This window comes from Amycolatopsis sp. EV170708-02-1 (genome assembly GCF_022479115.1).
Classification (GTDB): domain Bacteria; phylum Actinomycetota; class Actinomycetes; order Mycobacteriales; family Pseudonocardiaceae; genus Amycolatopsis.
Genome location: NZ_CP092497.1, coordinates 6,926,422 through 6,951,794, shown reverse-complemented (window position 1 = coordinate 6,951,794; position 25,373 = coordinate 6,926,422). Strand labels below are relative to the sequence as shown.

The window sequence follows — 25,373 nt, the reverse complement described above, 5'->3', positions numbered from 1 at the left end:
CGTCCTACCGTCGTCTCGTGAGCGCCGCTCGCCCCCGTCACTCTACGAGACCGGGCCCCGAGGGGCCCGGCGGTGCTGCCGGGACCCTGGGACCTCACTCGACGAGTTTGCCCGCGGTGGACACTTCGCGCATGAGCGAGGTGATTTCCCGCGGGATCGGGGGAAGTGCTTCGCGTTCGACCCGCCCCGGCCCGGACCAGACGAGGTTCACGCGCAGCGATTCGTCGAGTTCCGGATAGTCCGCGCGGTTGTGGCAGCCACGCGTCTCACGGCGCTCGAACGCCGACTCGAGAGTGGCTCGCGCAGCCAGCGCCGCGGCCTTGAGGTCGAAGGCGTGCGCGAGATCCTGGAACCCGGCCGTGTCCGGATGCACGCCCACGTCCCGCATCCGCTCCTCCAGCTCGTCGAGCTCTGACAGGCCGGTGCTCAAGCCGGTCGCGTCGCGGACCACACCGGCGTGTTCGGTCATGGTGTTCCGCAATGTCCGCTGCGAGGCGCGCACGTTCTCCGGGCCGTCGGCCGCCAACAGCTCGTCGACCTCGCTCCGGGCTTCCTCCGTCGCCGCCGACGACCGCTGTTGCGCTCCCAGATCACGTGAGTAGCGCGCCGCGGCCGCACCGACGATCCTGCCGTAGACCAGCAGCTCGATCAGGGAGTTCCCGCCGAGCCGGTTCGCGCCGTGCAGGCCGCTCGCCGCCTCGCCGAGCGCGTACAGGCCCTCGACGCCGGTGCCGTGGTCCTCCGGCCGCACCCAGACCCCGCCCATCGAGTAGTGCGCCGTGGGCGCGATCTCGATCGGCTCCCGGGTGATGTCCAGCATCTGCAGCTCCAGCAAGGTCTGGTAGACCCGGGGAAGCCGCCGCATGATCGTCTCCCTCGGCAGCTGCGAGACATCGAGCCACACACCGCCGCCCGGTGTCCCTCGTCCCTCCTTGATCTCGGTGTACGCCGCCAGCGCCACTCTGTCGCGTGTGGACAGTTCCATCCGTTCGGGGTCGTAGCGGGCCATGAACCGCTCGCCGAGCGAGTTGCGCAACACCCCGCCCTCGCCCCGCGCCGCCTCCGAGACGAGCGTGCCCGCCGCGTTCTCCGGTGCGATGAGACCCGAAGGGTGGAACTGGACGAGCTCGGCGTCCCGGATCCGGCCGCCGGCGAGCACGGCGAGCCGGAAGGAGTCGCCGGTGTTCTCGTCCCGGCGGGACGAGGTGCGGCGCCAGATGCGCGTGTGCCCGCCCGCGGCGAGGATCACCGCGTCGGCGTGGATCACGTAGCGCTTCCCGTCGGTGACGTCGAATCCGTACGCGCCGAAGACGACGTTGTCCCGGACCAGGATCCGGGTGACATAGACGGTGTCCAGGACCGGGACACCGAGCTGTGCCGCCCGGTTGACCAGCGTCCGCTGGATCTCCAACCCGGTGTAGTCGCCGGCGAACGCGGTCCGGCGGTAGCTGTGCGCGCCGAAGAACCGCTGTGAGATCTTCCCGTCGGCCTCGCGCGCGAAGGGCATGCCATAGCGTTCGAGGTCTTCGATGCCGCGGGCGGCGTTCTCGGTCACGGTCCGCACGGTCTCGGGATCGGCCAGCAGGTAGCTTTCCTTGATGGTGTCGGCCGCGTGCTGCTGCCACGAGTCTTCCGGGTCCATCGTCGCCAGCGCCGCGTTGATCCCGCCGGCGGCGAGCGTGGTGTGCGCGTCCGATTTCGCCCGCTTGCCGACCGCCACGACGGCGACGCCACGCTCGGCCAGTTCGATCGCGGCGCGCAGTCCGCCCCCGCCGGTTCCGATGACGAGGACGGACGTCGCGAGCTGGTGCTCGGTCATGGTCACTTCGCCGGCGGCGGGTTGAGCGGAAGCCAGTCGGCGAACCGGGTGGTGGACAGCCGCGCGTCCGGACCGGGCAGGAGCATGTCCTTGTCCAGCAGGGCGCCGAAATAGCGCGCTTCGGGGTCGGTCACGACCTCGCGGGGGTCTCCGCGGAAGGTCAGCCCGGTGCGGATCAGCTCGTCGAGCCCGAACTGCTCGGGACCGGCCACCCCGACGGTGCCGTTCAGCGGTGTGCCGACGGCGACCCGGCCGACCGCGGCGGCCACGTCTTCGGCCGCCATGGGCTGGATGCGGGCGTCCGACAGGCGCACGGTGTTCCCCACGGTCGCCGCCTGGGCGATGCTCCCCACGAACTCGAAGAATTGCGTGGCGTGCACGATCGAGTACGGCCGTCCGGAGTCCTTGATGAGCTTTTCCTGGGCGATCTTCGCGCGGAAGTAGCCGCTTTCGGAGAGGCGCTCGGTGCCGGCGACCGACAACGCCACGTGGTGCCCGACCCCGGCCTTCTCCCCGGCGGCGAGGAGGTTTCCGGTGGAGGTGCGGAAGAAGTCCAGCACGGCGTCGTCGGCGAACGAGGGCGAGTTCGACACGTCGACCAGGACCTGAGCGCCCTCCAGCACCTCGGCCAGCCCTTCGCCGGTCAACGTGTTCACGCCCGAGTCGGGGGACGCTGGGACCGCTTCGTGGCCGTGTTCGGCCAGTTTCCGGACGAGCTTCGAACCGATCAACCCACTGCCGCCGATCACGACGATCTTCATGGTGCACCTTTTCCGTCCCGCGTCCCGGCCGCTCCGGGAACGTCGTTCCTCAGCAAAGACCGCACAGGTCCCCGGTTTGTGACAGAAGGTCCGGCGGCGGGTGGGACCAGCCACGCTCTGCTTGACGCATACCTCTCAAGGCCGTCTGAAACCCGGTGCTCCCGCTCTTCTCTCGTGACTCGGCCGGACGCCGCTCGGGTGGAAAGACCGGGTGGCGACGGCGGTTGTGACAGCCCGGATGTCACAAGCCGCGACGGCGGCCTGTCCTGAGTGAAGACATCGACCTGACGAACCGAGGTATCGCATGGACACCAGTGGCGCCCACGCCATCGACACGATCGACGATCTTCGTCGCCACCTGCAGTGGGCGATCGAACTCGAGCACGCCACGATTCCGCCTTACCTGTGCGCGCTGTATTCACTGGACTCCGCCCGCAATCCCGAAGCCGCCCAGATCGTCGGCACGGTCCTCGCCGAGGAGATGATCCATCTGGCGCTGGCCGCGAACCTGCTCAACGCCGTCGGCGGCTCTCCCAAACTCGACACACCGGAGCTGCTGCCGCCGTACCCGCATCCGTTGCCCCACGGCGACCGGTCCGTGCACATCCACCTGGCCCCGTTCGGCCCCGAAGCGCTCGAACTGTTCCTGCGCATCGAGCAGCCCGCGGCGGCGGACGCGCCACCGCAAACCGACGAGTACCGGACGATCGGGCAGTTCTACGCCGCCATCGAAGCCGGCTTGCGCACCCTGTGCGACGAACTGGGCGAGGAGCAGGTGTTCAGCGGCGACCCGGCCCGGCAGATCGGCGAGTTCCACCTCAGGGGCGGAGGGGCGAGGTGCTTCCGGTCCACGACCTGAAATCCGCGTCGGCCGCGCTGGCGGAGATCATCGAGCAGGGCGAGGGTGCCGCGCGTACGGACGTGTGGGACGGCGATCGGGACGTCTTCCATCCCGAGCGGGAAGAGGTCGCGCACTACTACCGGTTCCAGGAACTCCGGCTCGGCCGCCGCTACCGGACCGGCGACACACCGGGATCCGGGCCGACCGGCGAGGAGATCGCCGTGGATCTCGACGGTGTCCTGCCGATGCGGCACAACCCGCGGACCGCCGACCATCCGGAGGGCAGCCCGATCCGGGTCGCCCAAGAGGAGTTCAACCAGACCTACAGTCTGCTGCTCTACCTGCTCGAACAGGCCTTCAACGGCAGCCCGGGACAGATGCAGGACGCCGTCGGCGTGATGTTCGGGCTGCGCAAGCAGGCGCTGGCGCTGATGAAGATGCCGACCGGCGACGGGAAGACGACCGCGGGCCCGACCTTCGAGTACGTGCCGCCCGAGCTGCGGAACTGAAGCACATCGTCGTGCCTGATCGTTGGGACGAAACAGAATCTCCTTTCCTGCCAGCAGCGATCGGTGATGAAAGGCCGAGTGGCCGGAGTTAACGAGCAACCTGATCGACCTTGCTTGAGAAACTCCCCGACGGCATCGGTGATCCGGGATGAGCTCGCTCGCAGGCTCTTCGAGACGGCTGTATGCAGGATCACAGCGGCGGAGGAGCGCTCCAGGCGCTTCGGTGAACGATCCGGGAAGGCTGCCCGGTGGCGCGGTCTGAGAAGTGACATCGCGGGCGGAGGGGCCTGTGCGGCCCCTCCCGTCCCGTTCTCCTCTGCGACGTGCCCCCGGCAGGACTTGAACCTGCGACCTAGAGATTAGAAGGCTCTTGCTCTATCCAGCTGAGCTACGAGGGCCGACGTCGGCGACGTTGGGTGTCGCCCAGCATCGGCAGCTTAGCCGTCGCCAACCTGTCGATCGTTCGACACCGCCAGATCGTTTCAGGTCGAGCCCACCGTTTTTTGGAACACCCGTGAGCGCGTCACGACGCGGGGTGACGCGCTCACGGGCCGGGGCCGCTTCGGGGGAGCGGCCCCTGGGTTCGCGCAGGTCGCGAGTCGACTCTTCCGCGAGCGACCGGCACGAACCGCCGGGGTGGTCAGTCCCAGATCTTGAGGGCGCGGATCACGAACGGACCCTGGGGTACGTAGGTGCCGCCACCCGGATAGGTGATGAAATCTCCCTCCGTCGTGCATTCCTCGCTTTGATAGATCGTCACGTCACGGCTCAGCCGGTTGACGAACGAATGCCCGTCGAAGTCCTTGGGCAGGGGAATGCATTCCTCGGGATTGGAGGTGCGGAGGTCGAATTTGTGCACCGCACCGCCGTACGATTCCGCGCCCCATACGCAGAACTCGCCCTTCTGGCAGCCGGGCTCGGGCGGCGCGGTGGCGGCGCCGGCGACTCCGGCGCTGGTCAGCAGGCCCGCCAGGGCGAGCAGGAGCACGTGCGGGAGGCGGGCGCGCAGGTTCGTCAAACGTCGTTGCATGGCTGGGTTCTCCCCCGTGAATCGGCGGCTTGATCGCCGTCGGTGAATGTGTGATTCCACGATGGCGCGCGGGGAAGGCTTTGTCTGCCCGCATTTCTACTTCTGTGGATAAGTAGTTGTGCGCCGCTCGATCGGGGCGAGTTGTCCACATATCACCGGGGCCGCCTTGCGCTTGCCGAAATCGGCTGCTACGCGGGCGCGGTGGAGTCCCGCACGACCAGCTCGGCGGGTATCTCGGCGGGGGCGGGGGCCTTCTCCCCGCGCAGCAGGCCGAGCACCAGTTCGCCGGCCGCCCGTCCCTTGGCGGCGAGATCCTGCCGGACGGTCGTCAGCGGTGGTTCGGACCATCGAGCGGCCGGGATGTCGTCGAAGCCCACGACCGAAAGATCACCCGGGACCGACAGGCCGAGCTGCCTGGCCGCCGAGATCGCCGCCAGCGCCAGCAGATCCGACATGCACAGCAGCGCCGTCGGCCGCGGGTGCCGGTCGAGCAGGCCGAAAGCGCTCGGCAGGGCTCCTTCGACCGAGAGCCCGGACGCCTCCCAGATCGGCACGTCCGCCGCCGGGATCCCCGCCCCGGCCAGCGTCTCCAGATAGCCGGCCATCCGTTCGCGGTTGTCGTGGAACCGGCTGTTCCCGGCCTCGGCCACGCTCAATTCCCCGCCTCGGGGCGCCGAGAGGCACTGCGCCGAGAAGATCCCGATCCGCCGGTGCCCCAGGTCCACCAGATGCCGGGCCGCGGCGGCCGCTCCCGCCCGGTCTTCGACCCCGATCCTGGCCGATCCGCGGATATGTGGCTGGTCGATCACCACCAGCGGCATCCCCCGGTCCCGGACCGCGTTCAGCGCCGGCGCGCCGTCTGCCAGCGAATACGCCACCGCGATGTCGGCCTGCGCGGTCAGGATCCGCTCCGCGCGCGGGCCGCCGCTCTCACCGTCGCCGGGGAGCAGCAGGAGGGCGTGGCCCTCGGGGTCGACGACGGTCGAGAGCGCGTCGAGGGTGACCGACAGCGCGGGATCCGAGAACGCCGTCGAAAGGTTCGTGTCGAGCAGGACGGCGATCGCGCCGGTGCGGCTGGTGGCGAGACTGCGCGCGGTCGGGTTCGGCCCCGCGTACCCGATCTTCTTGGCCGCGCGAAGCACCTCTTCCCGCAGCTGGGCGGACAGCTGATCGGGCCGGTTGTAGGCGTTGGACACGGTCGCCCGCGACACCCCGACGGCGTCGGCGACATCGTCCAACGTCGGCCTTCGCCGTCGCGTGCTGGTCACCGGCGCAGTCTAGTCCCGGGCCGCGCCGGTGGACTTTCTGAAGCGCTTAAGTCATTCTGGGGGAAGAGGAATCGAAAGGAGACTGGGGTCTATGCGTGACCGTACGGCCGTTTTCGTCGTGTTCGCGCTCAACGGGGCCGCGCTCGGCTCCTGGGCGCCGCGGACTCCGGCGTTGTCGGAGAGGGTGAGTGCCTCACCGGGCGTTTTCGGGCTGGCCCTGCTGGGCGCCAGTGTCGGCATGCTGATCGCGGCGTCGGTTTCGGGGCGGCTGATCGAACGTCACGGCGCCCGCGCGGTGGTCGCGGGCAGCACGATCATCGCGTGTGCCGCGCTGCCGATGATCGGCTTCTCGACGTCGGTCGTCCTGCTCGCCGGGGCGCTGTTCGTCCTCGGCGCGAGCGTCGGCGCGCTCGACGTGGCGATGAACGTCGCGGGAGTCGAGGTGGAGCGCCGGTCCGGGCGAGCCATCATGCCGACCCTGCACGCCGGATTCAGCTTCGGCGCGCTGGCGGGATCCGTCGCCGCCGGATTCGCCGCGTCGCACCAGTGGTCGCCGGGACGGCATCTCACGGTCGCCGCGCTGGCCGCGCTGGTCGTGCTGGCCTTCGTCATCACGGCCGTGCCCGGCGCGCGGCCGGTGCACACCGAACCCGTCGAGAAACCGCGAGTGCCGCCGATCAAACGTCCCGTGCTCTGGCTCCTCGCCGCCATCGCGCTGTTCTCGGCGATCGCGGAAGGCGCGAGTTCGGACTGGTCCGCGTTGCTGATGACGTCCGTGCACGGGGTCGGCGACGGTGCCGCGGCCTTCGCCTACTCCGGGTTCGCCCTGGCCATGGCGCTCGCCAGGCTCGCGGGTGCCTGGCTGCAGAACCGTTTCGGCGCGACGCGCGCGCTGGCGGTCGGCGCCGGGATCGCCGCGGCCGGTCTGGTGCTCGCCGCGGTCGCGAGCCTCCCGGTGTTCGGCTTCGTCGGCTTCGCGCTGGCGGGTGCCGGGCTGGCCGCCGCCTTCCCGATCGCGTTGAGCCTCGCGGGGGCGTCGGGGAAGCGCGCCGACGGCACCGGAGGCGAACGCGAGCTGGCCTTCGTCACGGCGATCGCCTACACCGGCTTCCTCGCCGGGCCGCCGCTGATCGGCGGGATCGCGCAGGTGACGTCGCTTTCGGTGTCGTTCCTGTTCGTCGGCCTGACCGCCGCGCTGATCGTGCCGTCCGCGGTGGCCGCGGCGCGGGCGCGGAAACGGGAGGAGGCCGCCGAACCCGTCGGCCGTTGACATCCTCGCCGGAGCCCGGGCAAGCTGACGGCTCGGTAAACTGAAATGAATGCGACCAGGTCGCCGTTTCAGGAAGGCTGATCCGGGGAGGGGCAGCGTGAGAGTGCTGATGCTCGGTGGGGGCGCCGGGATTCCGGTGCGGCTGGTGCGGACCACGTTGCCCTGGCTCATCCTGGTCCCGGTGGCGTTCCGGCTGGTGATGCTGGCGCAGGCGCTGTGGACGGCGGACGCCGGTGGTCCCGCGCTGTGGATCTTCGTGCTGCTGCACCTCGTGCCGAATGTCGGCGAAGCCGCCTGGATCTTCCGCCGCCCTCCGGCCGGGACGCGGCTGGTTCCCGTGTTGGACGCCGGGTTCGCCACGCTGTTCGTCGTGGCGGCCGTGCCGTTCGCGCAGGACGGCGCGATCACGTCGATCACCTGGACCCATCTGATGGGCACGGTGATGATCTGCGCCCTGTTGCGCGGCGCGCCGGCGGGGGCGTTGGTCATCGGCGGCGCGGTGCTGCTGCACACCGCGCTGCCTCTCGGCTCCTCGCTCGGTCTCCTGGTCACCCTCGCGACCGCGCTGGTGGCGTCGCTCGCGATCGTCGGCGTGGTCGGCGCTTCGATGCGGTTCGCGCTCGGATTCGGGGAGCAGCAGGGCCGGGCGGCGGAGCGCGAACGGCATCGCCGCGACGTCCACGACACCGTCCTGCAGGTGATGGAGTCGTTCGCGATCCCCGCGCCCGCCGACGAACTCGACCCGGCGGCCAGCCTCGACCGGGTCCGCCGGACCGCGCGCGCCCAGGCGATGCGCATCCGGATCAGCCTCGAACACGAATCCACCGAAGCGATCGGACTGCACCAGCGGCTGCGGCTGCTCGCCGCCGAAATGGCCGCGGAGGGCTTGCGAGCCGAGGTCGTCGTCCAGGACGACTGCGCTCCGGAGCTCGCGGAAGAAGCGGCCGTGGCACTGCACGATTCGGCCAGGGAGGCCTTGCGGAACACGTTGAAGCACTCCGGGACCAGACGGGCCGTGGTCAGCGTCGAGGAGATCGGCGGCGGGGTTTCCTTGACGGTGCGCGATCACGGCGCCGGATTCGACGTCGGTGACCGGCGGCGTGGCTTCGGCCTCGAGAACTCGATCATCGCGCGGATGGCGGAGATCGGTGGTTTCGCGCGGATCGAATCCAGCCCGGGGCTGGGAACGAGAGTGGTGCTCCTCGCTCCTTCAGTCCTGCGTCTCCCCGTCGGGTGAGTCCCGCCACTGGCGGAACGGGCGGTCCAGCGTCCATTTGTCGCCCACCCGCTCGACGACCCGGTATTCGCAGGTCGTCGGGTTGGACAGGGACTCGAACAGCTCGATGCTCCAGCCGAACAGCCGTCGGCACAGCAACCGGATGGTCAGCCCGTGCGAGACGACCAGCACGGTTTCGGGGTGATCTTCGCCGCAGGCCGCCAGTTCGCTGAGGAACGCCGCGACCCGGTCGTCCACGTCCGCGCCGGACTCGCCGAACGGGAGCCGGTAGAAGAAGTGCCCGAACTCGTGGCGGCGTTGTTTCTGGACCTCCTGCTCCTGCGGATCCTGGAGGTTGCCCCAATCCTGTTCCCGCAGCCTCGGCTCCGGCACGATCCGCTCGCAGGAGGCACGGATGTCCATCAGCCGCAACGTTTCCCGCGTCCGCAGATACGGGCTGACGTAGACCGCCGGCCGCTGCCCGTCGAGGAGTTCCTCGATCTCCGGGCCCGCCAGCCTGGCCTGCTCGCGGCCGGCTTCGGTGAGCGGCAGCGCGTGGTCGGGGATCCGGGTGTAGGCGAGCTCGTCGACGTTGCCGAGCGACTCGGCATGCCTCAGCAGGATGATCCGCACGCCGCCATCTTGCCGGTTGCGCGTCCGGCATACCCTCGTGACGTGCCTTCAGACCCCGAGACGAAACCGGCCCCGTCCGCGCGGAAGGCCGGTGTCCTGCCGCTGGTGTCGATCGGGGCGCTCCTGGCCGCGGTGGTGGCCGTCGGCCTGGTCGCGCTGACCGGTGGCGCCGGTTACGTCATCGCCGGACTCCCGGACCCCGGGCTGGTGACGCGCTACGGCATCACCGTCGTCCGCGTGCTGGCCGAAGCGGCTTCGGTGCTGTGCGTGGGTTCGCTGCTGCTCGCCGCGTTCCTCGTCCCGCCGCAGAAGTCCGGCACGCTCGCGGCCGACGGTTACGCGGCCATCCGCGTCGCCGGCGTCGCCGCGTGGGTCTGGTTCTTCGCGGCCGCCGCGTCGATCTTCTTCTCGGCGGCCGACGGTGCGGGGCGTCCCTTCACCGAGGTGCTCTCGCCGCAGGTGCTGATCGACCTCGTGGACGCCATCGAGCAGCCCAAGGCCTGGCTGTTCACCGCGTTGATCGCGCTGCTGGTCGCGCTCGGCTGCCGTCTCGCGCTGACCTGGGGCTGGACGACGGTCGTGTTCTTCCTGTCCGTCGGCGGTCTCGTGCCGGTCGCGGTCACCGGGCATTCCGCGAGCGGCGGCTCGCACGACATGGCGACCAACAGCCTGCTGTATCACCTGGTCGCCGCGGCGCTGTGGGTCGGCGGGCTCGTGGCGCTGCTCGCGCTCGGCTGGCGCCGCGGCGAGAACCTCAAGCTCGCCGCGACCCGCTTCTCCAAGCTGGCGCTGGTCTGCTGGATCGTGATGGCGGTCTCCGGCGTCGTCAACGCCCTGGTGCGGATCAGGATCGCCGACCTGCTCACCACGGACTACGGCCTGCTGGTGGTCGCGAAGATCGTCGCGCTGCTGCTGCTCGGTGTCTTCGGGCACCAGCAACGGCAGAAGGGCGTCGCCGGGCTGGTGAACGGCGCCGGCGGCGGTCAGCTGCTGCGGCTCGCCGCGGTCGAAGTGCTGATCATGTTCATCACGATCGGCATCGCCACCGGGCTCGCGAAGACCCCTCCGCCGCAGGAATCGCTCACCCAGCCCTCGACCACGGAACTGCTGATCGGCTACGACCTCTACGGTCCGCCGACCGTCCTCCGGCTGCTCACGGACTGGCGGTTCGACCTGGTCTACGGCACCCTCGCGATCGTTCTCGCCGGGCTGTACCTCGCCGGGGTCCGGCGGCTGCGGCGCCGCGGCGACACCTGGGCCACCGGGCGGACGGTCGCCTGGCTCGCGGGCTGTTTCGTGCTGCTGATCGCGACGTCGTCCGGTATCGGGCGGTACGCCCCCGCGATGTTCAGCGTGCACATGGGCAACCACATGCTCCTGTCCATGGTGACGCCGGTGCTGTTCGTGCTCGGCGGACCCGTGACGCTCGCGCTGCGCGCGTTGCCGGCGGCGGGCAAGGACGCCCCGCCCGGGCCGCGCGAATGGCTGCTCGCGTTCGTGCACTCGCCGCTTTCGCGGTTCCTGACGCATCCCATCGTCGCGCTGCTGCTGTTCGTCGGTTCCTTCTACGGCCTGTACTTCTCGGGCCTGTTCGATTCCGCGCTGAACTACCACTGGGCGCATCTGGCGATGAACGCGCACTTCCTGCTCGCGGGCTACGTCTTCTACTGGCCGGTGATCGGTGTCGACCCGGCGCCACGACGGCTCCCGCCGCTGGGACGGCTGGGGATGATGTTCGCCGCCATGCCGTTCCACGCGTTCTTCGGGATCGCGCTGATGAGCATGCAGACCGTGCTCGGCCAGGACTTCTACCGCGGGCTGAAACTGCCGTGGGTCACCGACCTGCTGACCGATCAGCGGCTCGGCGGTGGGATCGCGTGGGCGTCCGGTGAGCTGCCGGTGCTGTTGGTGCTCGTCGCGCTGCTGGTGCAGTGGGCGCGTCAGGACGAGCGGGAGGCGCGGCGCCGGGATCGCCGCGAGGAGGCCTCGGGCGACGCGGATCTGAACGCCTACAACGCGATGCTGAAGAAACTCGCCGATCAGGGGCGGGGGCCGGGGCAGGGCTCCTAGCGCTCTGGCGGCCACTGGCCGACTCGCCCTCGATGACCTGAGTCCCCGCTACCACACTCGTCCGCTGCCCGGAGCTTTCCGCCCCGAGTTGTCCACAGGAAGCCCACAACGCCCGGAGTTGTCCACAGATCCGGTTCGCGTCCTTTTCCGCCCTTGATCCGGGGCAGTCTGTGATCAAGGGAAAACACCGGGAAGGTCCCGGATCGAGGAGAAGGGCGAGTGTGATGGCGATGGGCGAAACGTGGGTGACCATGATCGGCAACCTGACCAGCGAGCCGGTCCACCATCCGGAGCGGGTGCACGGGCACGACGTCGTGTCGTTCGGCTTGCGGAGTGTCGAACGCCGGTACGACAAGGAAAGAGGGGAGTGGGGCGAGGGGAGGCAGCTCGCGGTCAAGGTCACCTGCTGGCGCAAGCTGGCGATGGCGGCGTTCTCCTGCCTCAGCAAAGGCGATCCGGTGATCGTGGCCGGGCGGCTGCGCGGCGCCGAGACGGCGGAGGAGATCCCGGCGCCTCTGGGTCTACCTGAGCTTGAGGCCTTCTCCATCGGCCCCAACCTCGCCCGGTGCTCGGCCGAGATCCACCGGATGGGACGGGATCGGCCCAGGGCGATCCCGTCGGTGCCGCCGCCCGCGGGGAATCCCATGGTCATCGCGTTGGAGGACGCGCCCGTGGCGTGAGATGCCGATGCCCGCTCAGTGATATCGGGCTGACTGTCGGTAGCTCGGTGGTGACCGCCGTCAAGGCCGCGATCGGCTCGCTCTACGATCGCTTGTATGGCCGAGTTCATCTACACCATGAAGAAGGTGCGCAAGACCGTCGGGGACAAGGTCATCCTCGACGACGTCAGCACCGCGTTCTACCCCGGCGCCAAGATCGGCGTGGTGGGGCCGAACGGCGCGGGTAAGTCCACCGTTCTGAAGATCATGGCGGGGATCGAGCAGGCCAGCAACGGCGAAGCCTTCCTCCAGCCTGGCGCCAGCGTCGGCATCCTCATGCAGGAGCCGGAGCTCAACGAGGAAAAGACCGTCCGCGAGAACGTCGAAGAGGGCCTTGGCGACATCAAGGTCAAGCTCAACCGCTTCAACGAGGTCGCCGAGCTCATGGCGACCGACTACAGCGACGAGCTGATGGAGGAGATGGGCAGGCTCCAGGAGGAGCTCGACCACGCCGACGCCTGGGAGATCGACTCCACGGTCGAGCAGGCGATGGACGCCCTGCGCTGCCCGCCGCCGGACGAGCCGGTCACCCACCTCTCCGGTGGTGAGCGCCGCCGGGTCGCGCTGTGCAAGCTGCTCCTGTCCGCGCCCGACCTGCTGCTCCTCGACGAGCCCACCAACCATCTGGACGCCGAAAGCGTGCTGTGGCTGGAACAGTTCCTGGCGAACTACGCCGGCGCCGTCCTCGCCGTCACCCACGACCGGTACTTCCTGGACAACGTCGCGCAGTGGATCATGGAGCTCGACCGCGGCCGGGTCGTCGGCTACGAGGGCAACTACTCGACGTACCTGGAGAAGAAGCGCGAGCGCCTCGAGGTCCAGGGCAAGAAGGACGCCAAGCTCGCGAAGCGGCTGAAGTCCGAGCTCGAATGGGTCCGGTCCAACGCCAAGGCGCGTCAGACCAAGTCGCGGTCCCGGCTCGACCGCTACGAGGAGATGGCCGCGGAGGCGGACAAGCACCGCAAGCTCGACTTCGAAGAGATCCAGATCCCGCCGGGGCCCCGGCTGGGCAGCGTGGTCGTCGAGGTCGAAAAGCTGCGCAAGGGTTTCGACGACCGCGTGCTGATCGACGGGCTGTCGTTCGACCTGCCGCGCAACGGCATCGTCGGCGTGATCGGGCCGAACGGTGTCGGCAAGACGACCCTGTTCAAGACGATCGTCGGGCTCGAGGAGCCGGACGACGGCCGGGTCAAGATCGGCGAGACGGTCAAACTGTCCTATGTGGACCAGAACCGCGGCGGGATCGACCCGAAGAAGACGGTATGGGAGGTGGTTTCGGACAAGCTGGACTACATCCACGTCGGGCAGACCGAAATGCCCTCGCGTGCCTACGTCAGCGCGTTCGGTTTCAAGGGCCCGGACCAGCAGAAGCCGGCGGGCGTGCTCTCCGGTGGTGAGCGCAACCGGCTGAACCTGGCGCTGACCCTCAAACAGGGCGGGAACCTGATCCTGCTCGACGAGCCGACGAACGACCTGGACGTCGAGACCCTGGGCTCGCTGGAGAACGCTCTCGAGCAGTTCCCCGGCTGCGCCGTGGTCATCTCTCACGACCGGTGGTTCCTCGACCGGGTCGCGACGCACATCCTCGCCTGGGAAGGCACGGACGAGAACCCCTCGCAATGGTTCTGGTTCGAAGGTAACTTCGAGGGCTACGAGAAGAACAAGGTCGAGCGTCTCGGTGCCGAGGCGGCTCGTCCGCACCGCGTCACCCATCGCAAGCTGACCCGCGACTGAGGGCCGGGGGTTCCCCGTGGAAGCCAGCAAGCGCCAACGGCCGGGCTCGCCCACCACCATGGTGGGTGGGCGGACGGCTGCCACCGGGGGAACCCTGTCCGCTGTCGGCAGGTTGATCGAACGCGCGGACGCCCTGCACCTCAGGGCGCCCGAGCTCGCCTTGGTCCTCGGGGAGCGCGCGGCCGCGCTCGCCGAGGCCGCCGGGGCCGACGAGCAGTGGATCCGGGCGGAGAGCCTGGTGGTGAGCGCCCGGGTGCGGCTCGGTGGCCGTCCCCGGACGGTCGGCCGGGGCGTGGCCGCCTTGCGCGCCGCGGAACACGCGGGCTACGGCGACATCGCCGCCCGGCTGAGGATCGACCTGGCGGTCTGCGCGCGCAGCGTCGGCATCCCGCTGACGGGGCTGGCCGCGTTGCGTCCGTTGCTGGCGGATCCGGCGGTTTCGCCGTCGCACCGCGCCGAGGCGTTGTGTCACCTCGTCGGCTGCCTGGCGCAGTTCGGCCGGAAGGCGGAACTGGACCGCGTGCTCGCCGAGGCGGACAAGCTCGTGCTCGGCGACGGCTCGATGACGGCGGACTCGCAGCTGCTGATCCGCGCGATGCTGCGGGTCGGGGTGTCGGCGCACCGTCGTCGCCATGGTGACCTGACGGCGGCGGCCGATGCCGCGCGGACCGGGCTGGGCATGCTCGAAAAGCTCGGAAACCCGGACGACGACGGCGGTCTCGTCCGGATCAGGCTGATCCTGCAACTCGTCTGCACCTTGCTGGACCGGGGCGACACGGAGATGGCGCTGGAGGTCGCGCAGCCGATCCTCGACGCCCCCGTCCGGGCCGCGGGGATCGCCCCGGCCGCATGGCTGCGGCTGGCGGTGGCCACCCGTGTCCTGCTGCCTGCCGGCTCCGGCGAGGCCGCGGGCATGCTCGTCCGTGAGGCGGTCGCCGGGACCGGCGACCGCAACCTGCACGCCGTCACGGCACGGCTGTGGCTGGAGCTCGCGCAGATCGAGGAACGGCTCGGCCGGGCCGAAGAGGCCATCGGCTGCCTGCACCGTTCACGGGCCGCCGAGCATCTGCACGCCCGCGCGCGCAGGCAGGCGTGCAACGTCCTGGTCGGCGAGTTCGGCTCCGCCGAGAACGCCGCCGTCGACCTCGACGACGTCTTGCGGGCCGTCGCCGCGCGGTCGTCCTCCGCGGTGCCCACGCCGTCGCCCGCCCCGGTTTCGGCGCCGGAACCGGTCGAGGTGACCGCGGTGATGCCGAAGATCGATGTGGCGCCGCCGAAGCGGGCCGCGGCCGAGCCGCCGGCTCGTCGTGAGCCGCAGCCCGTGCGGCAGAGCAGGCAGCCGGAATCCGCGCCTGCGCGGCAAGCGCCGGTCGAGCCCGCGCGTCCCGCCCTGTCTTCGCGGACCGCCGAGTCTTCGTACCCTGCCGAGCCTTCGTATCCCGCCGAGCCTTCGCGTCCAGCCGAGTCTCCGCGTCCGGTGGAGCGTCCCGCGGCGGCGGTCGCGGAGAAGAGCGAGGCGCCGGTGTTGAAGCCGCCGTCCCGCCCGGAGCCCGCACGGGAAGCGGCGGCGTCCGACAGCGACTGGCGTCGTCGGGTGCCGAAGAAGACCAAGCCGTCGATCAGGTTCGAGCCCAAGGCCGAACCCGCCGCGCCGAAACTGATGCCGCCGCCGAAACCGGAACCCGCGCCGGTGTCGCGCCCCGAACCGGAGCCTGGGCGCCGCCGTCGTCAAGAGGAGCCCGCGGCGCGGGAGATCGCCGCCGAACCGGTGGCCGCCCGAGCCGAAACCCCGGCTCCGGCCGCGCGGTGGCAGTCTGATGCCGAAGCGCCCGTCCGGACCGGGGAACCGGTGCCCGTGGCGGCCTCGGAGCCCGTCGTCCCGGAACTGCTGCTCGCTCCCGAGCCCGCGGCCGAGCCCCGGCCGCGGATGGCGGCGGAGGCAGCGCCGCCGCGTCCGCCCGGCACCGCCGCCCCGTTGTGGGAGAGCGACGAGTGGGCGGCCGAAGAGCGTGCGCGCCGGTCCTCGGCGCCCGTCTCGCGCAAGACCAGGCACGACGCCGAACATGGTTCCGTGGCGGCGAAATCGGTGCTGGACCGGCTCGGGATCTCGAGCGCGGGCGGACACGGCGGTGGCCGTCGCCGTGCGGACGGCGCCGTGGACCCCGTGCACCCCGAATCCGTCGTCGAAGAACGCGCCGACACCCGCCGGGAACAGCCGCCCGTCGAGTACAGCGAGCCCGCGGTGCCGCTCGCTCCGCCGCCGCGGGAAGATCCGGCGCCTCCGCAGAGCGGGGTGACTCACCCCGCCCGAAGGAAGAAGTCGCGGATCCTTGGCTGCCGCGGTTGCGGATGCCGCCCGCGTTGGACCCGCTGACCGACACCGGTTCCTGGCGGCCGATCACGCCGTTCCCGGAGAGCTACGCCCGCGCGATCGCGGAGGAGGAACCGCCGCCGGACGCCGGTCTCGCCGATCTGCTCGCCCGCGCGCTCGCCGAGCATCAGGCGGGCACCGCGAGCGCAGCCGCGCTCGTGAAACAGCTCGGTTCCCAGGACGCGGGAAAGCGTCCGGTCAACGGCCACGACCGGCACCGCGCCAACGGAAGCGACTGACCCCGCGATAGCAAAGGTCCCTTGCTTCACCTCGGTGGGAGAGGTGGTCGGCTTGAACGATTCAGTTCGCCGGCCGTGGCCACCCGCCGGGGCGGCGTGAGGGAATGGGTGCTGGTCACCCCGGTGCGGCGAGGCGCGGGAGGGTCCGGACAGACCGCCGATGTGACCGGCGAGTAGCTGAACCGATCACGGCGATTCCGGTATCTGAGCAGGGAAATCTTCGACGGGCGGGAATGACCCGGCCTTGTGGAGCCGACTGTCCGGAGCTGTAGGTTGGGTCTGGGCCGGTACAGAGTCGTGCCGGTCGCGGTGTCAATCTCGCTACAGTGGAGAGTTGCCTCAAATGAGCTCGACGGGAGTCTCGTCCCCGCCCGGAAAAGATGTCGGCACCGAGGATGGCGCCCGGCGCCGGTCGGCGAACCCGGAGCAGATCCGGGACGACCTGATCGACGCCGCCGCGGCGTACGCCCCGGAGATCGGCGACTTGATCCGCCTGTACTACCGGCACATCCCGGCCGAAGAGATTCTCGGTGACGACCCGGTCGACCTCGTCGGCGCCGTCCGTTCGCATCTTCAGCTCGCGAAGGACCGCATGCCCGGCCGTCCCGCGGTGCGGCTGCTGAACCCGACGGGGCCCGAAGACGGCTGGACGCGTGAGGCGACCGTCGTGCAGGTCGTCACGGACGACATGCCGTATCTGGTGGATTCCGTCGCGGCGGAGTTCGCGCGGGACGGGGTGCAGGTGCAGCGCATCGTGCACCCGATCGTCGTGGTGAGCCGGGATCTGACCGGTGAGCTGCTGGAGGTCCACCCGGACGCCGACCCGGCGGAGCCGCCGGCGAACTCGGCGGCCGAGTCGTGGATGTACATCGAGATCGACCTGGTCACGGATCCGAACCGGGCCCGCGAGCTGGACAACCGGCTGTCTTCGGTGCTGGGTGACGTCCGCGAGGTCGTCGAGGACACCGACAAGATGACGGAGACGGCGCGCCGTCTCGCCGACGAGCTGGACGGCAACCCGCCGAGGCTGCCCGCGCACGAGGTCGCGGAAGGCGCCCGGCTGCTGCGCTGGCTCGCCGACGGCCACTTCACCTTCCTCGGCTACCGCCGGTACGAGCTGATCGACAACCCGCACCCCGACAACGACGAGCCCGCCCTGCGCGCGGTGCTCGCCACCGGGCTTGGCGTGCTGCGTCAGGACAGCCTGGCCGCGCGCAGTCTCACCGCGGGCCCGGACACGGCGGCCTCCGCGCTGGCGCCGACGCTGCTGGTGCTGACCCAGGCGAGCGCGCCGTCCACCGTGCACCGCCCGGTGTATCCGTACTACGTCGGCGTGAAAACGTTCGACGACAAGGGGAACGTCACCGGCGAGCACCGGTTCCTCGGCATGTTCACCACCACCGCGCTGCACGAGAACGTGCTCGACATCCCGGTGGTCTGCAACCGGGTCCGCGAGGTCATCCACCGCGCGGGCTTCCCGATGGAGTCCTTCTCCGGCCAGCGGATGCTCGAAGTGCTGCAGAACTGGCCGCGCGCGGACCTGTTCTCGGCCGACACCGACTCGCTCTACTCGACGACGACGGGCGCGATCACGCTTTCGGATCGCAGACGGCTGCGCCTGTTCCTGCGCCGCGACCCGTACGGCCGTTTCTACTCGTGCCTCGTGTACCTCCCGCGTGACCGCTACACGACCCGTTCGCGGCTCGCGATGCAGGAGGTCCTGCTCGAAGAACTCGAAGGCACGCAACTGGAGTACAGCGCGCGTATCGGCGAGACCGTGCTCGCGCAGGTGCACTTCATCGTGCACACCGACCCGTCGCAGCGCTCCGAACCGGACACCCTGCGCATCCAGGAACGGCTCAACGAGGCCGTGCGCAGCTGGGACGACCGGATGGTCGAGGCGATCCTCGCCGAACGCCGCGAGCGCGCCGGGGACAGCGGCGTCGCGATCGGCCTGCTGGTCGAGGAGTCCGCGGGCGAACAGGGGCAGCGGTTCGCCGCGGTGTTCCCCGAGGGCTACAAGGAGGACTTCACCGCGCTCGAAGCGCTGGCGGACCTCCGCGCCCTGGAGTCGCTGACCGACGAGGGCGACCTGTCGATGTCGTTCTACCTGCCCGCCGACGCCGAGGCAGGGGAGCGGCGCTTCAAGCTGTACCTGCGCGGCGAGGGCGTCACCCTTTCCCAGGTGCTCCCGGTCCTGCAGCGGATGGGTGTCGAGGTCGTCGACGAGCGCCCGTACGAACTGCGCCGCGAGGACGGCGGCCGCTCCTGGATCTACGACTTCGGCCTGCGGATCGACCCGCAGGTCCTCGACCACGCGGACAGCGATCTCCGCACCCGCTTCCAGGATGCCTTCCACGCCGCCTGGCGCGGCGACTGCGAGGTCGACGGCTTCAACGGTCTCGTCCTGCGCGCCGGGCTCACCTGGCGCCAGGCGGCCATCCTGCGGGCCTATTCGCGGTACCTGCGCCAGACGAAGATCCCGTTCTCGCAGGAGTACATCGAGAACACCGTCCTCGCGCACACCGACATCGCCACCGCGCTGGTGCGGCTGTTCGAGACCCGCTTCGACCTTTCGCTCGGCGACGAGGCCCGCGCGTCGCAGGCCGATCAGCTCACCACGGAGATCGGCAAGCTGGTCGACGAGGTGACGAGCCTCGACGAGGACCGGATCCTGCGACGGCTGATGTCGGTCATCCTCGCCACGCTGCGGACGAACTACCACGTGACCGACGGGGACGGGAACTCACGTCAGTACCTGGCGCTCAAACTCGACCCGAGCGCGGTGCCCGAGCTGCCCGAGCCGCGGCCGAAGTACGAGATCTTCGTGTACTCGCCCCGGATCGAGGGGGTGCACCTGCGCTTCGGCGACGTCGCGCGCGGTGGGCTGCGGTGGTCCGACCGCCGGGAGGACTTCCGCACGGAGATCCTCGGCCTGGTCAAGGCGCAGGCGGTCAAGAACGCGGTCATCGTGCCTGTCGGCGCGAAGGGTGGCTTCGTCGTGAAGCGCCCGCCGACGGCCACGGGTGACCCCGGCCTGGACCGCGACGCCCAGCTGAACGAGGGCATCGCCTGCTACCGGATGTTCATCTCCGGCCTGCTGGACGTGACCGACAACCGCGTCGAGGGCAAGACCGTCCCGGCGCCGCGTGTGGTCCGCCACGACGGCGACGACAGCTACCTCGTGGTCGCCGCGGACAAGGGCACCGCGAAGTTCTCCGACATCGCGAACGAGGTCTCGGCGAACTACGGTTTCTGGCTCGGCGACGCCTTCGCGTCCGGCGGCTCGGTGGGCTACGACCACAAGGCCATGGGCATCACCGCGAAGGGTGCTTGGGAGAGCGTCAAACGCAACTTCCGCGAGCTGGGCAAGGACACCCAGACCGAGGACTTCACCGTCGTCGGCATCGGCGACATGATGGGTGACGTCTTCGGCAACGGGATGCTGCTTTCGCAGCACATCCGGCTCGTGGCCGCGTTCAACCACATGCACATCTTCCTCGACCCGAACCCGGATTCGGCGACGTCGTTCGCCGAGCGGCGCAGGCTGTTCGATCTGCCGCGCTCGTCGTGGGAGGACTACGACCGCTCGCTGATCAGCGAGGGCGGCGGGATCTACTCGCGTTCGGCGAAGACGATCCCGGTCAGCCCGCAGGTCCGCGAGGCGCTCGGTCTCGGCGAGGACGTCACGAAACTGGCGCCGAACGACCTGATGCAGGCGATCCTGCTGGCGCCGGTCGAGCTGCTGTGGAACGGCGGCATCGGCACCTACGTCAAGGCCGAGAGCGAGTCCCACGCCGACGCGGGCGACAAGGCCAACGACGCCTTGCGGGTCAACGGCAACCAGCTTCGCGTCAAGGTCGTCGGCGAGGGCGGGAACCTGGGCCTGACCCAGCTCGGCCGGATCGAGTTCGCCCGTGCGGGCGGCAAGATCAACACCGACGCGCTCGACAACTCCGCCGGTGTGGACTGCTCCGACCACGAGGTCAACATCAAGATCCTCCTGGATCACCTGGTCTCGACCGGGTCGCTGGACGCCGAGCAGCGCAACGAACTCCTCGAGCAGATGACCGACGAGGTCGGCGAGCTGGTACTGGCCGACAACTACCGCCAGAACGCGGTGCTCGGCGTCAGCCGGGCACACGCCGGCCCGATGGTCTCGGTGCACCAGCGGCTCGTCGCGGCGCTGGTCGCGAAGGGCGCCTTCGACCGCAAGCTCGAAGCGCTGCCGAGCTCGGCGGAGTTCCGCGCGCTGGAGAAGGCGGGCGAGGGCCTCACCTCGCCGGAGCTGGCGACGCTGCTCGCGCACGTCAAGCTCGACCTGAAGGACGAGCTGCTGGCCAGCGAACTCCCGGACTCCGAGGTGTTCTCGCGCCGCCTGCCCGAGTACTTCCCGAAGCCGCTTCGGGAACGCTTCGGCGACGCGATCTTCCAGCACCCGCTGAAGCGCGAGATCATCACGACGATGGTGGCCAACGAGGTCGTCGACGGCGCCGGGATCTCGTACGTCTTCCGCCTGATGGAGGAGATGAACGCGACCGCGACCGACGCCGTCCGCGCGTACGCCGTGGTCACCCACGTGTACGACCTGCCGTCGCTGTGGGCCCAGATCGACGCGCTGGACAACGTCGTGCCGACCGAGGTCGCCGACGAGATGATGCTGGAGACCCGGAGGCTGCTCGACCGGGCCGCCCGCTGGTTCCTCACCAACCGGCCGCAGCCGCTGGCCCCGCTCGCCGAGATCAACCGGTTCGGCCGGGTCGTCGGCGAGCTGGCCCCGAGGGCGCACGAGCTGCTTCGCGGTGTCGAGTGCGCTTCGGTGGACGCGAACACCGAGCGGCTGATCGAGAAGGGCGTCCCGGCGGAACTCGCCGGACGGGTGGCGCTGCTGCTGCACACCTACGGCCTGCTCGACGTCACCGACGTCGCGGAGCTGGCCGAGCAGCAGGCGGGGATCGACGCGGTGCACACCCCGACGGAGACGGCGGGCCTGTACTACGCGCTTTCCGACCACCTCGGCATCGACAAGATGCTGACGTCGATCAGCGGTCTCGAACGCGGCAACCGCTGGCACGCGCTCGCGCGGCTGGCGCTGCGGGACGACGTCTACGGTTCCTTGCGGACGATCACGCTGGACGCCTTGCGGCACAGCGATTCGGGCACTGACCCGGACGAGAAGATCGCCCACTGGGAGAAGACGAACGCCTCGCGGTTGCAGCGGGCCCGTGTCGCACTGGACGAGATCAGCCAGTTCGGCAAGCTCGACCTGGCGACGCTGTCGGTGGCGGCGAGGCAGATCCGGAGCACGGTGCGGTAGTGAGCTACATTTCCCTGATCCGGCCGCGCTGGTCGGATATGGACGTCTACGGGCACGTCAACCACGCGAATCTGGTGACCCTGCTCGAAGAGGCACGGATCCCGCTGCTGTTCGGGGACGCCGTCCGCGCCGGGCTCACCGAGCTGCCCAAGGGCATCGTGGTGGTGAAGCTGGCCGTCCATTACCGTTCGCCGATCGTGGTGTCCGATCAGGACATCCGGGTGGAGATCTCGTTGAAGGACTTGAAGCACGCCAGCTTCACCCTCGGCTACCGGGTGCACGCCGGGCCGGCCGAGGCCGACAAGGTCGCGGTCACCGCGGAGACGGTGCTCGCGCCGTTCGACACCGCGTCCGAGCGGCCCCGGCGGCTGACCGAGGACGAACGTGCCTTCCTGGAGAAGGGGTTCGCGGATGCCTGAGCTCGTCATCCCGGACGCGGGCGACCGCGAAACGCTCGGCGCGTTCGTGGCCAGGGCGGTCCGGCTCGACCAGAACACGCTGGTGCGGTTGCGGCAGCGTGGTGACGGTGTCGTCGAGGCGTGGTGCGCGACGCCGTTCGAGGTCCTCGCCACCAGGGCCGTCGCCGGTGACATCACGCCGTCGGACATCACCGTGTCCGGGAACGAGCTGCTCGCCGCGCTGACCGTCGCCGGTGGCGAGCGGATGGATCCGGGCCCCGCCCGCGACCTGATGTGGCATTCCGAGCTGCCCGCGCCCGGCCGCTGGCAGCTGGTGGACGAACTGCCGGCGACGGTGATCTCGGAGCTGGCCGATCGCGGGGTCACCCTCGCCCGTGACAACGTGGGCCCGCACGGCACGCCGCCGGCGTCGCTGATGGACCAGGCGGTGCTCACCGTTTCGGGCAACGAGCTGGAGATCAAGGTCCAGATGCGGTGCCTGTTCGCGCTGTCCGGGATGGGTTTCGTGGACTCGTCGATCGACGGCGACGTCGTCCGTGTCACCGCGACGGATTCGTGGATGCGCATCGACGCGCGCTACGGCGCCGTGCTCAAACGCCGCCACGCGCTCCTGCCGCTGCTGTTCTGACGGGTTTCTTACCGCATGACGCCGCGGGTGGCTTCCGGCCGCCCGCGGTGTCAGGCTGTCCCCATGAACGACAAGGACGGGGACGACCCGACCGCGGACTTCCTCGCCGGGGTCCGGCCGGAGGAGACTCCGTGGCGGACCGAGCGGCCGCCGGGTGAGGAGGCGCCCGAACGCGCCGAACGCCCGGAGAAATGGGGGCGCGCCAAGAGCGCCGGACGGGCCGCGGCGAAGGCTGCGCCCTACGTCCAGGCCGCCGCGCTGGCGACCTGGATCGTCTCCGGCACCCTCGACGACTCGGGCGACTCCGGGTTCGGCGATATGGGCTCCGGCGAGGCCTAGAGCTTTCCGCGCATCGTCTTCATGCGCTCGATCTCGGCGGTCTGTCCGGTGATGACCTCCTGCGCCATCTCCTGCGCCTTGACCTCCACCCCCTTGCCGAGCTGGGCTTCGGCCATGGTCAGCGCGCCCTGGTGGTGCGCGATCATCAGGTCGAGGAACAGCTTTTCGAACGCCGCCCCGTTCGCCGCGCGCAGATCCGCCAGCTGAGCCTCGGTCGCCATCCCCGGCATGAGCGCGTGATCATGCCCGCCCCCGTGACCCGCGTGTCCTTCGCCCGGCACCGGCTTGCCGCGGTCGGCCAGCCAGGTCTTCATCATCGTGATCTCGCCGTCCTGCGCGACCGAGATCCGCCCCGCGATCGCCCGGATCTGCTCGTTGGCCGTCTTGCCCGGCACCAGGTCGGTCATCACCTTCGCCTGCTGGTGGTGGGGGATCATCATCGTCATGTACTCGACGTCGGCCTCGTTGGGCTGATCGCGGTTCACCGGGCCCGGGGCGGCGGTGCCCGCCTGCTCGCCGGGTTTGCCAGGGGCGATCACCGGCGCGCTCTGGGCCGGTGCGGCGGGCTCCGCGTCACCGGTGCAGCCCGAGACGAGGAAAGCGGCGGCGACCAGCGCCGATGTCAAACTTTTTCGCATCCCGGGAGTTCCTCCGTTGGTCGGTATCTGCTGAGCCTAAATAAGGAATAAGGTGCGCGTAAAGCTGGGTGGAAGGAGAGCCATATCGTGCTGCAGCCTGGGCTGAAACGTCGCTTGACCAGGGTCTTCGTGTCGGCGGCCGCGGTCGCCGCCCTCGGGGCCTCCAGCGCGCTCGCCGCGCCGGCCGTCGTCGCCGAACCGTCGGCGACCGCGATCCCGGGTGTGGACGAGATCGTCCACAGCCCGAACCTCCGGTCGATCGCGAACGTCCCGCAGCAGGGACCGTTCACCAAGGACTCGACCGGCACCGACATCGCGTTCACCAAGGGCCACGCGATCGTCGGCACCTACGACGGGTTCAACGTCTTCGACGTCCGCAACCCGTACCGCCCGAAGATCGTCAGCCAGGTCCTGTGCCCCGGCGGGCAGAACGACGTGTCGATCTCCGGCGACCTGCTCTTCCTGTCGACCGACGCGTCGCGCAGCGACAACTCGTGCAACAGCGTCTCGAAGCCCGCCTCGGACAAGACGTCGTGGGAGGGCATCAAGATCTTCGACATCTCGAACCTCGCGGCGCCGAAGTACGTCGCGGCGATCGAGACCGACTGCGGTTCGCACACCAACACCCTGGTGCCGGACAAGCGCGGCAAGGACGTCTACATCTACGTCTCGTCGTACGCGCCGGCCGCGAACCTGCCCGACTGCCAGCCGCCGCACGACAAGCTGTCGATCATCAAGGTCCCCGTGAAGGACCCGGCGAAGGCCTCGCTCGTCGCGACCCCGGTGCTGTTCCCGGCGGCCGACGGCGGCGGCAACCCCGGTGGCACGAACCCCGACGGCACCCGCCGGTCGGCGACCACCGGCTGCCACGACCTGACGGCGCTGCCGGAGAAGGACCTGATGGCCGGTGCCTGCATGGGTGACGGCGTCCTGCTCGACATCTCCGACCGGCTCAAGCCGCGAGTCCTCAACCGCGTGCAGGACAACGTGAACTTCGCGTTCTGGCACAGCGCCACCTTCAACAACGACGCCACCAAGATCGTCTTCACCGACGAGCTCGGCGGCGGCGGGATGGCCACCTGCCTGGAGAAGTTCGGCTCCACCCGCGGCGCCAACGGCATCTACCAGATCACCGGCCGCGGCGACGACCGCAAGCTGGAGTTCGTCAGCTACTACAAGATCCCGCGTCTCCAGTCCGAGACCGAGAACTGCGTGGCGCACAACGGTTCGCTGATTCCGGTGCCGGGCAAGGACATCATGGTCCAGTCCTGGTACCAGGGCGGCGTCTCGGTGTGGGACTTCACCGACGCGAAGAACCCGAAGGAGATCGCGTTCTGGGAGCGGGGCCCGCTCTCGAACGAGAAGCTCGTCGGCGGTGGCACGTGGTCCGCGTACTGGTACAACGGCCACATCTACTCGTCCGACATCGTGAAGGGCCTGGACGTCCTGGACCTCAACGACTGGCGGACCTTCCCGGCGAAGCTCGTCCGGCAGAACCAGTTCAACGCCCAGACGCAGTACAAGCTGCACCCGGGCTTCAACAACTGATCCC

18 protein-coding genes, 1 tRNA gene and 1 pseudogene are annotated in these 25,373 nt (G+C 69.8%); 13 read left to right on the top strand and 7 right to left on the bottom strand.

What is annotated here, in order from left to right; genetic code table 11:
• Positions 1-94: 94 nt before the first annotated feature.
• Together MJQ72_RS31580 and MJQ72_RS31575 are read right to left on the bottom strand one after the other, a co-directional pair.
• Positions 95-1,819 carry an L-aspartate oxidase gene (locus MJQ72_RS31580; RefSeq protein WP_240594660.1) on the bottom strand — a complete coding sequence of 575 codons (1,725 nt, stop codon included), beginning with the start codon at positions 1,817-1,819 and terminating at the stop codon, positions 95-97.
• Positions 1,820-1,821: 2 nt separating this feature from the next.
• On the bottom strand, positions 1,822-2,580 hold the full coding sequence (locus tag MJQ72_RS31575; protein WP_240594659.1) for an SDR family oxidoreductase: 759 nt from the start codon (positions 2,578-2,580) through the stop codon (positions 1,822-1,824).
• A gap of 304 nt (positions 2,581-2,884) precedes the next feature.
• Between MJQ72_RS31575 and MJQ72_RS44720 the strand changes: the two genes are divergently transcribed.
• Entirely contained in the window at positions 2,885-3,439 is a 555-nt protein-coding gene (locus MJQ72_RS44720) for a ferritin-like protein (protein WP_256464091.1), read from the top strand.
• Entirely contained in the window at positions 3,418-3,930 is a 513-nt protein-coding gene (locus tag MJQ72_RS44715) for a ferritin-like protein (protein ID WP_256464090.1), read from the top strand. The genes MJQ72_RS44720 and MJQ72_RS44715 overlap by 22 nt, the downstream gene beginning before the upstream one ends.
• 324 nt (positions 3,931-4,254) lie before the next feature.
• On the opposite strand, the gene MJQ72_RS31565 is transcribed toward MJQ72_RS44715, so the two are convergent.
• The 3 genes from MJQ72_RS31565 to MJQ72_RS31555 all read right to left on the bottom strand — a co-directional run bounded on the left by MJQ72_RS31565 (position 4,255) and on the right by MJQ72_RS31555 (position 6,198).
• Positions 4,255-4,328: transfer RNA gene (locus tag MJQ72_RS31565), tRNA-Arg, on the bottom strand.
• A 242-nt stretch (positions 4,329-4,570) separates the two neighbouring features.
• A complete protein-coding gene (locus MJQ72_RS31560; protein ID WP_240594658.1) occupies positions 4,571-4,960 on the bottom strand; it encodes a peptidase inhibitor family I36 protein in 390 nt (129 codons plus the stop codon).
• 188 nt (positions 4,961-5,148) lie between these two features.
• Positions 5,149-6,198, bottom strand: a complete 1,050-nt coding sequence (locus MJQ72_RS31555) for a LacI family DNA-binding transcriptional regulator (protein WP_240601464.1) — start codon at positions 6,196-6,198, stop codon at positions 5,149-5,151.
• Positions 6,199-6,319: 121 nt separating this feature from the next.
• Here MJQ72_RS31555 and MJQ72_RS31550 point away from each other — a divergent pair, with 121 nt between their 5' ends.
• The gene (locus MJQ72_RS31550) at positions 6,320-7,498 is read left to right on the top strand and encodes an MFS transporter (protein WP_240594657.1); all 1,179 of its coding nucleotides are present in this window, start codon (positions 6,320-6,322) and stop codon (positions 7,496-7,498) included.
• A gap of 103 nt (positions 7,499-7,601) precedes the next feature.
• Positions 7,602-8,735 carry a sensor histidine kinase gene (locus MJQ72_RS31545; RefSeq protein ID WP_240601463.1) on the top strand — a complete coding sequence of 378 codons (1,134 nt, stop codon included), beginning with the start codon at positions 7,602-7,604 and terminating at the stop codon, positions 8,733-8,735.
• On the opposite strand, the gene MJQ72_RS31540 is transcribed toward MJQ72_RS31545, so the two are convergent.
• Positions 8,709-9,347 (bottom strand): histidine phosphatase family protein, encoded by a 639-nt coding sequence (locus MJQ72_RS31540; RefSeq protein WP_240594656.1) that lies wholly within the window; start codon positions 9,345-9,347, stop codon positions 8,709-8,711. The genes MJQ72_RS31545 and MJQ72_RS31540 overlap by 27 nt on opposite strands.
• Before the next feature lie 42 nt (positions 9,348-9,389).
• On the opposite strand from MJQ72_RS31540, the gene MJQ72_RS31535 reads away from it, so the two are divergent.
• From MJQ72_RS31535 to MJQ72_RS31500, 8 genes and pseudogenes are all read left to right on the top strand, one after another.
• Entirely contained in the window at positions 9,390-11,417 is a 2,028-nt protein-coding gene (locus tag MJQ72_RS31535; RefSeq protein ID WP_240594655.1) for a cytochrome c oxidase assembly protein, read from the top strand.
• A 230-nt stretch (positions 11,418-11,647) separates the two neighbouring features.
• On the top strand, positions 11,648-12,097 hold the full coding sequence (locus tag MJQ72_RS31530) for a single-stranded DNA-binding protein (protein ID WP_240594654.1): 450 nt from the start codon (positions 11,648-11,650) through the stop codon (positions 12,095-12,097).
• A 96-nt stretch (positions 12,098-12,193) separates the two neighbouring features.
• Positions 12,194-13,870, top strand: a complete 1,677-nt coding sequence (ettA, locus tag MJQ72_RS31525; protein WP_240594653.1) for an energy-dependent translational throttle protein EttA — start codon at positions 12,194-12,196, stop codon at positions 13,868-13,870.
• 16 nt (positions 13,871-13,886) lie between these two features.
• Positions 13,887-16,480 (top strand): annotated as a pseudogene (locus MJQ72_RS31520) (hypothetical protein).
• Positions 16,481-16,823: 343 nt separating this feature from the next.
• Entirely contained in the window at positions 16,824-21,797 is a 4,974-nt protein-coding gene (locus MJQ72_RS31515; protein WP_240594652.1) for an NAD-glutamate dehydrogenase, read from the top strand.
• Entirely contained in the window at positions 21,797-22,216 is a 420-nt protein-coding gene (locus MJQ72_RS31510) for a thioesterase family protein (protein WP_125676402.1), read from the top strand. Before MJQ72_RS31515 ends, MJQ72_RS31510 begins: the two co-directional genes overlap by 1 nt.
• The gene (locus MJQ72_RS31505; protein ID WP_037347649.1) at positions 22,209-22,844 is read left to right on the top strand and encodes a hypothetical protein; all 636 of its coding nucleotides are present in this window, start codon (positions 22,209-22,211) and stop codon (positions 22,842-22,844) included. Before MJQ72_RS31510 ends, MJQ72_RS31505 begins: the two co-directional genes overlap by 8 nt.
• 63 nt (positions 22,845-22,907) lie before the next feature.
• On the top strand, positions 22,908-23,183 hold the full coding sequence (locus tag MJQ72_RS31500; protein ID WP_240594651.1) for a hypothetical protein: 276 nt from the start codon (positions 22,908-22,910) through the stop codon (positions 23,181-23,183).
• On the opposite strand, the gene MJQ72_RS31495 is transcribed toward MJQ72_RS31500, so the two are convergent.
• Complete coding sequence (locus MJQ72_RS31495; RefSeq protein ID WP_240594650.1) at positions 23,180-23,821, bottom strand: DUF305 domain-containing protein; 642 nt, start codon at positions 23,819-23,821, stop codon at positions 23,180-23,182. The genes MJQ72_RS31500 and MJQ72_RS31495 overlap by 4 nt on opposite strands.
• Positions 23,822-23,908: 87 nt before the next feature.
• On the opposite strand from MJQ72_RS31495, the gene MJQ72_RS31490 reads away from it, so the two are divergent.
• Complete coding sequence (locus MJQ72_RS31490; protein WP_240594649.1) at positions 23,909-25,369, top strand: LVIVD repeat-containing protein; 1,461 nt, start codon at positions 23,909-23,911, stop codon at positions 25,367-25,369.
• The last annotated feature ends 4 nt before the right edge of the window (positions 25,370-25,373 follow it).

Coding starts and splice junctions, on each gene's coding strand:
- MJQ72_RS31580 (WP_240594660.1), bottom strand. CDS start 1,819: ATGACCGAGCACCAGCTCGCGACGTCCGTCCTCGTCATCGGAACCGGC.
- MJQ72_RS31575 (WP_240594659.1), bottom strand. CDS start 2,580: ATGAAGATCGTCGTGATCGGCGGCAGTGGGTTGATCGGTTCGAAGCTC.
- MJQ72_RS44720 (WP_256464091.1), top strand. CDS start 2,885: ATGGACACCAGTGGCGCCCACGCCATCGACACGATCGACGATCTTCGT.
- MJQ72_RS31560 (WP_240594658.1), bottom strand. CDS start 4,960: ATGCAACGACGTTTGACGAACCTGCGCGCCCGCCTCCCGCACGTGCTC.
- MJQ72_RS31550 (WP_240594657.1), top strand. CDS start 6,320: ATGCGTGACCGTACGGCCGTTTTCGTCGTGTTCGCGCTCAACGGGGCC.
- MJQ72_RS31530 (WP_240594654.1), top strand. CDS start 11,648: ATGGGCGAAACGTGGGTGACCATGATCGGCAACCTGACCAGCGAGCCG.
- ettA (WP_240594653.1), top strand. CDS start 12,194: ATGGCCGAGTTCATCTACACCATGAAGAAGGTGCGCAAGACCGTCGGG.
- MJQ72_RS31515 (WP_240594652.1), top strand. CDS start 16,824: ATGAGCTCGACGGGAGTCTCGTCCCCGCCCGGAAAAGATGTCGGCACC.
- MJQ72_RS31505 (WP_037347649.1), top strand. CDS start 22,209: ATGCCTGAGCTCGTCATCCCGGACGCGGGCGACCGCGAAACGCTCGGC.
- MJQ72_RS31500 (WP_240594651.1), top strand. CDS start 22,908: ATGAACGACAAGGACGGGGACGACCCGACCGCGGACTTCCTCGCCGGG.
- MJQ72_RS31495 (WP_240594650.1), bottom strand. CDS start 23,821: ATGCGAAAAAGTTTGACATCGGCGCTGGTCGCCGCCGCTTTCCTCGTC.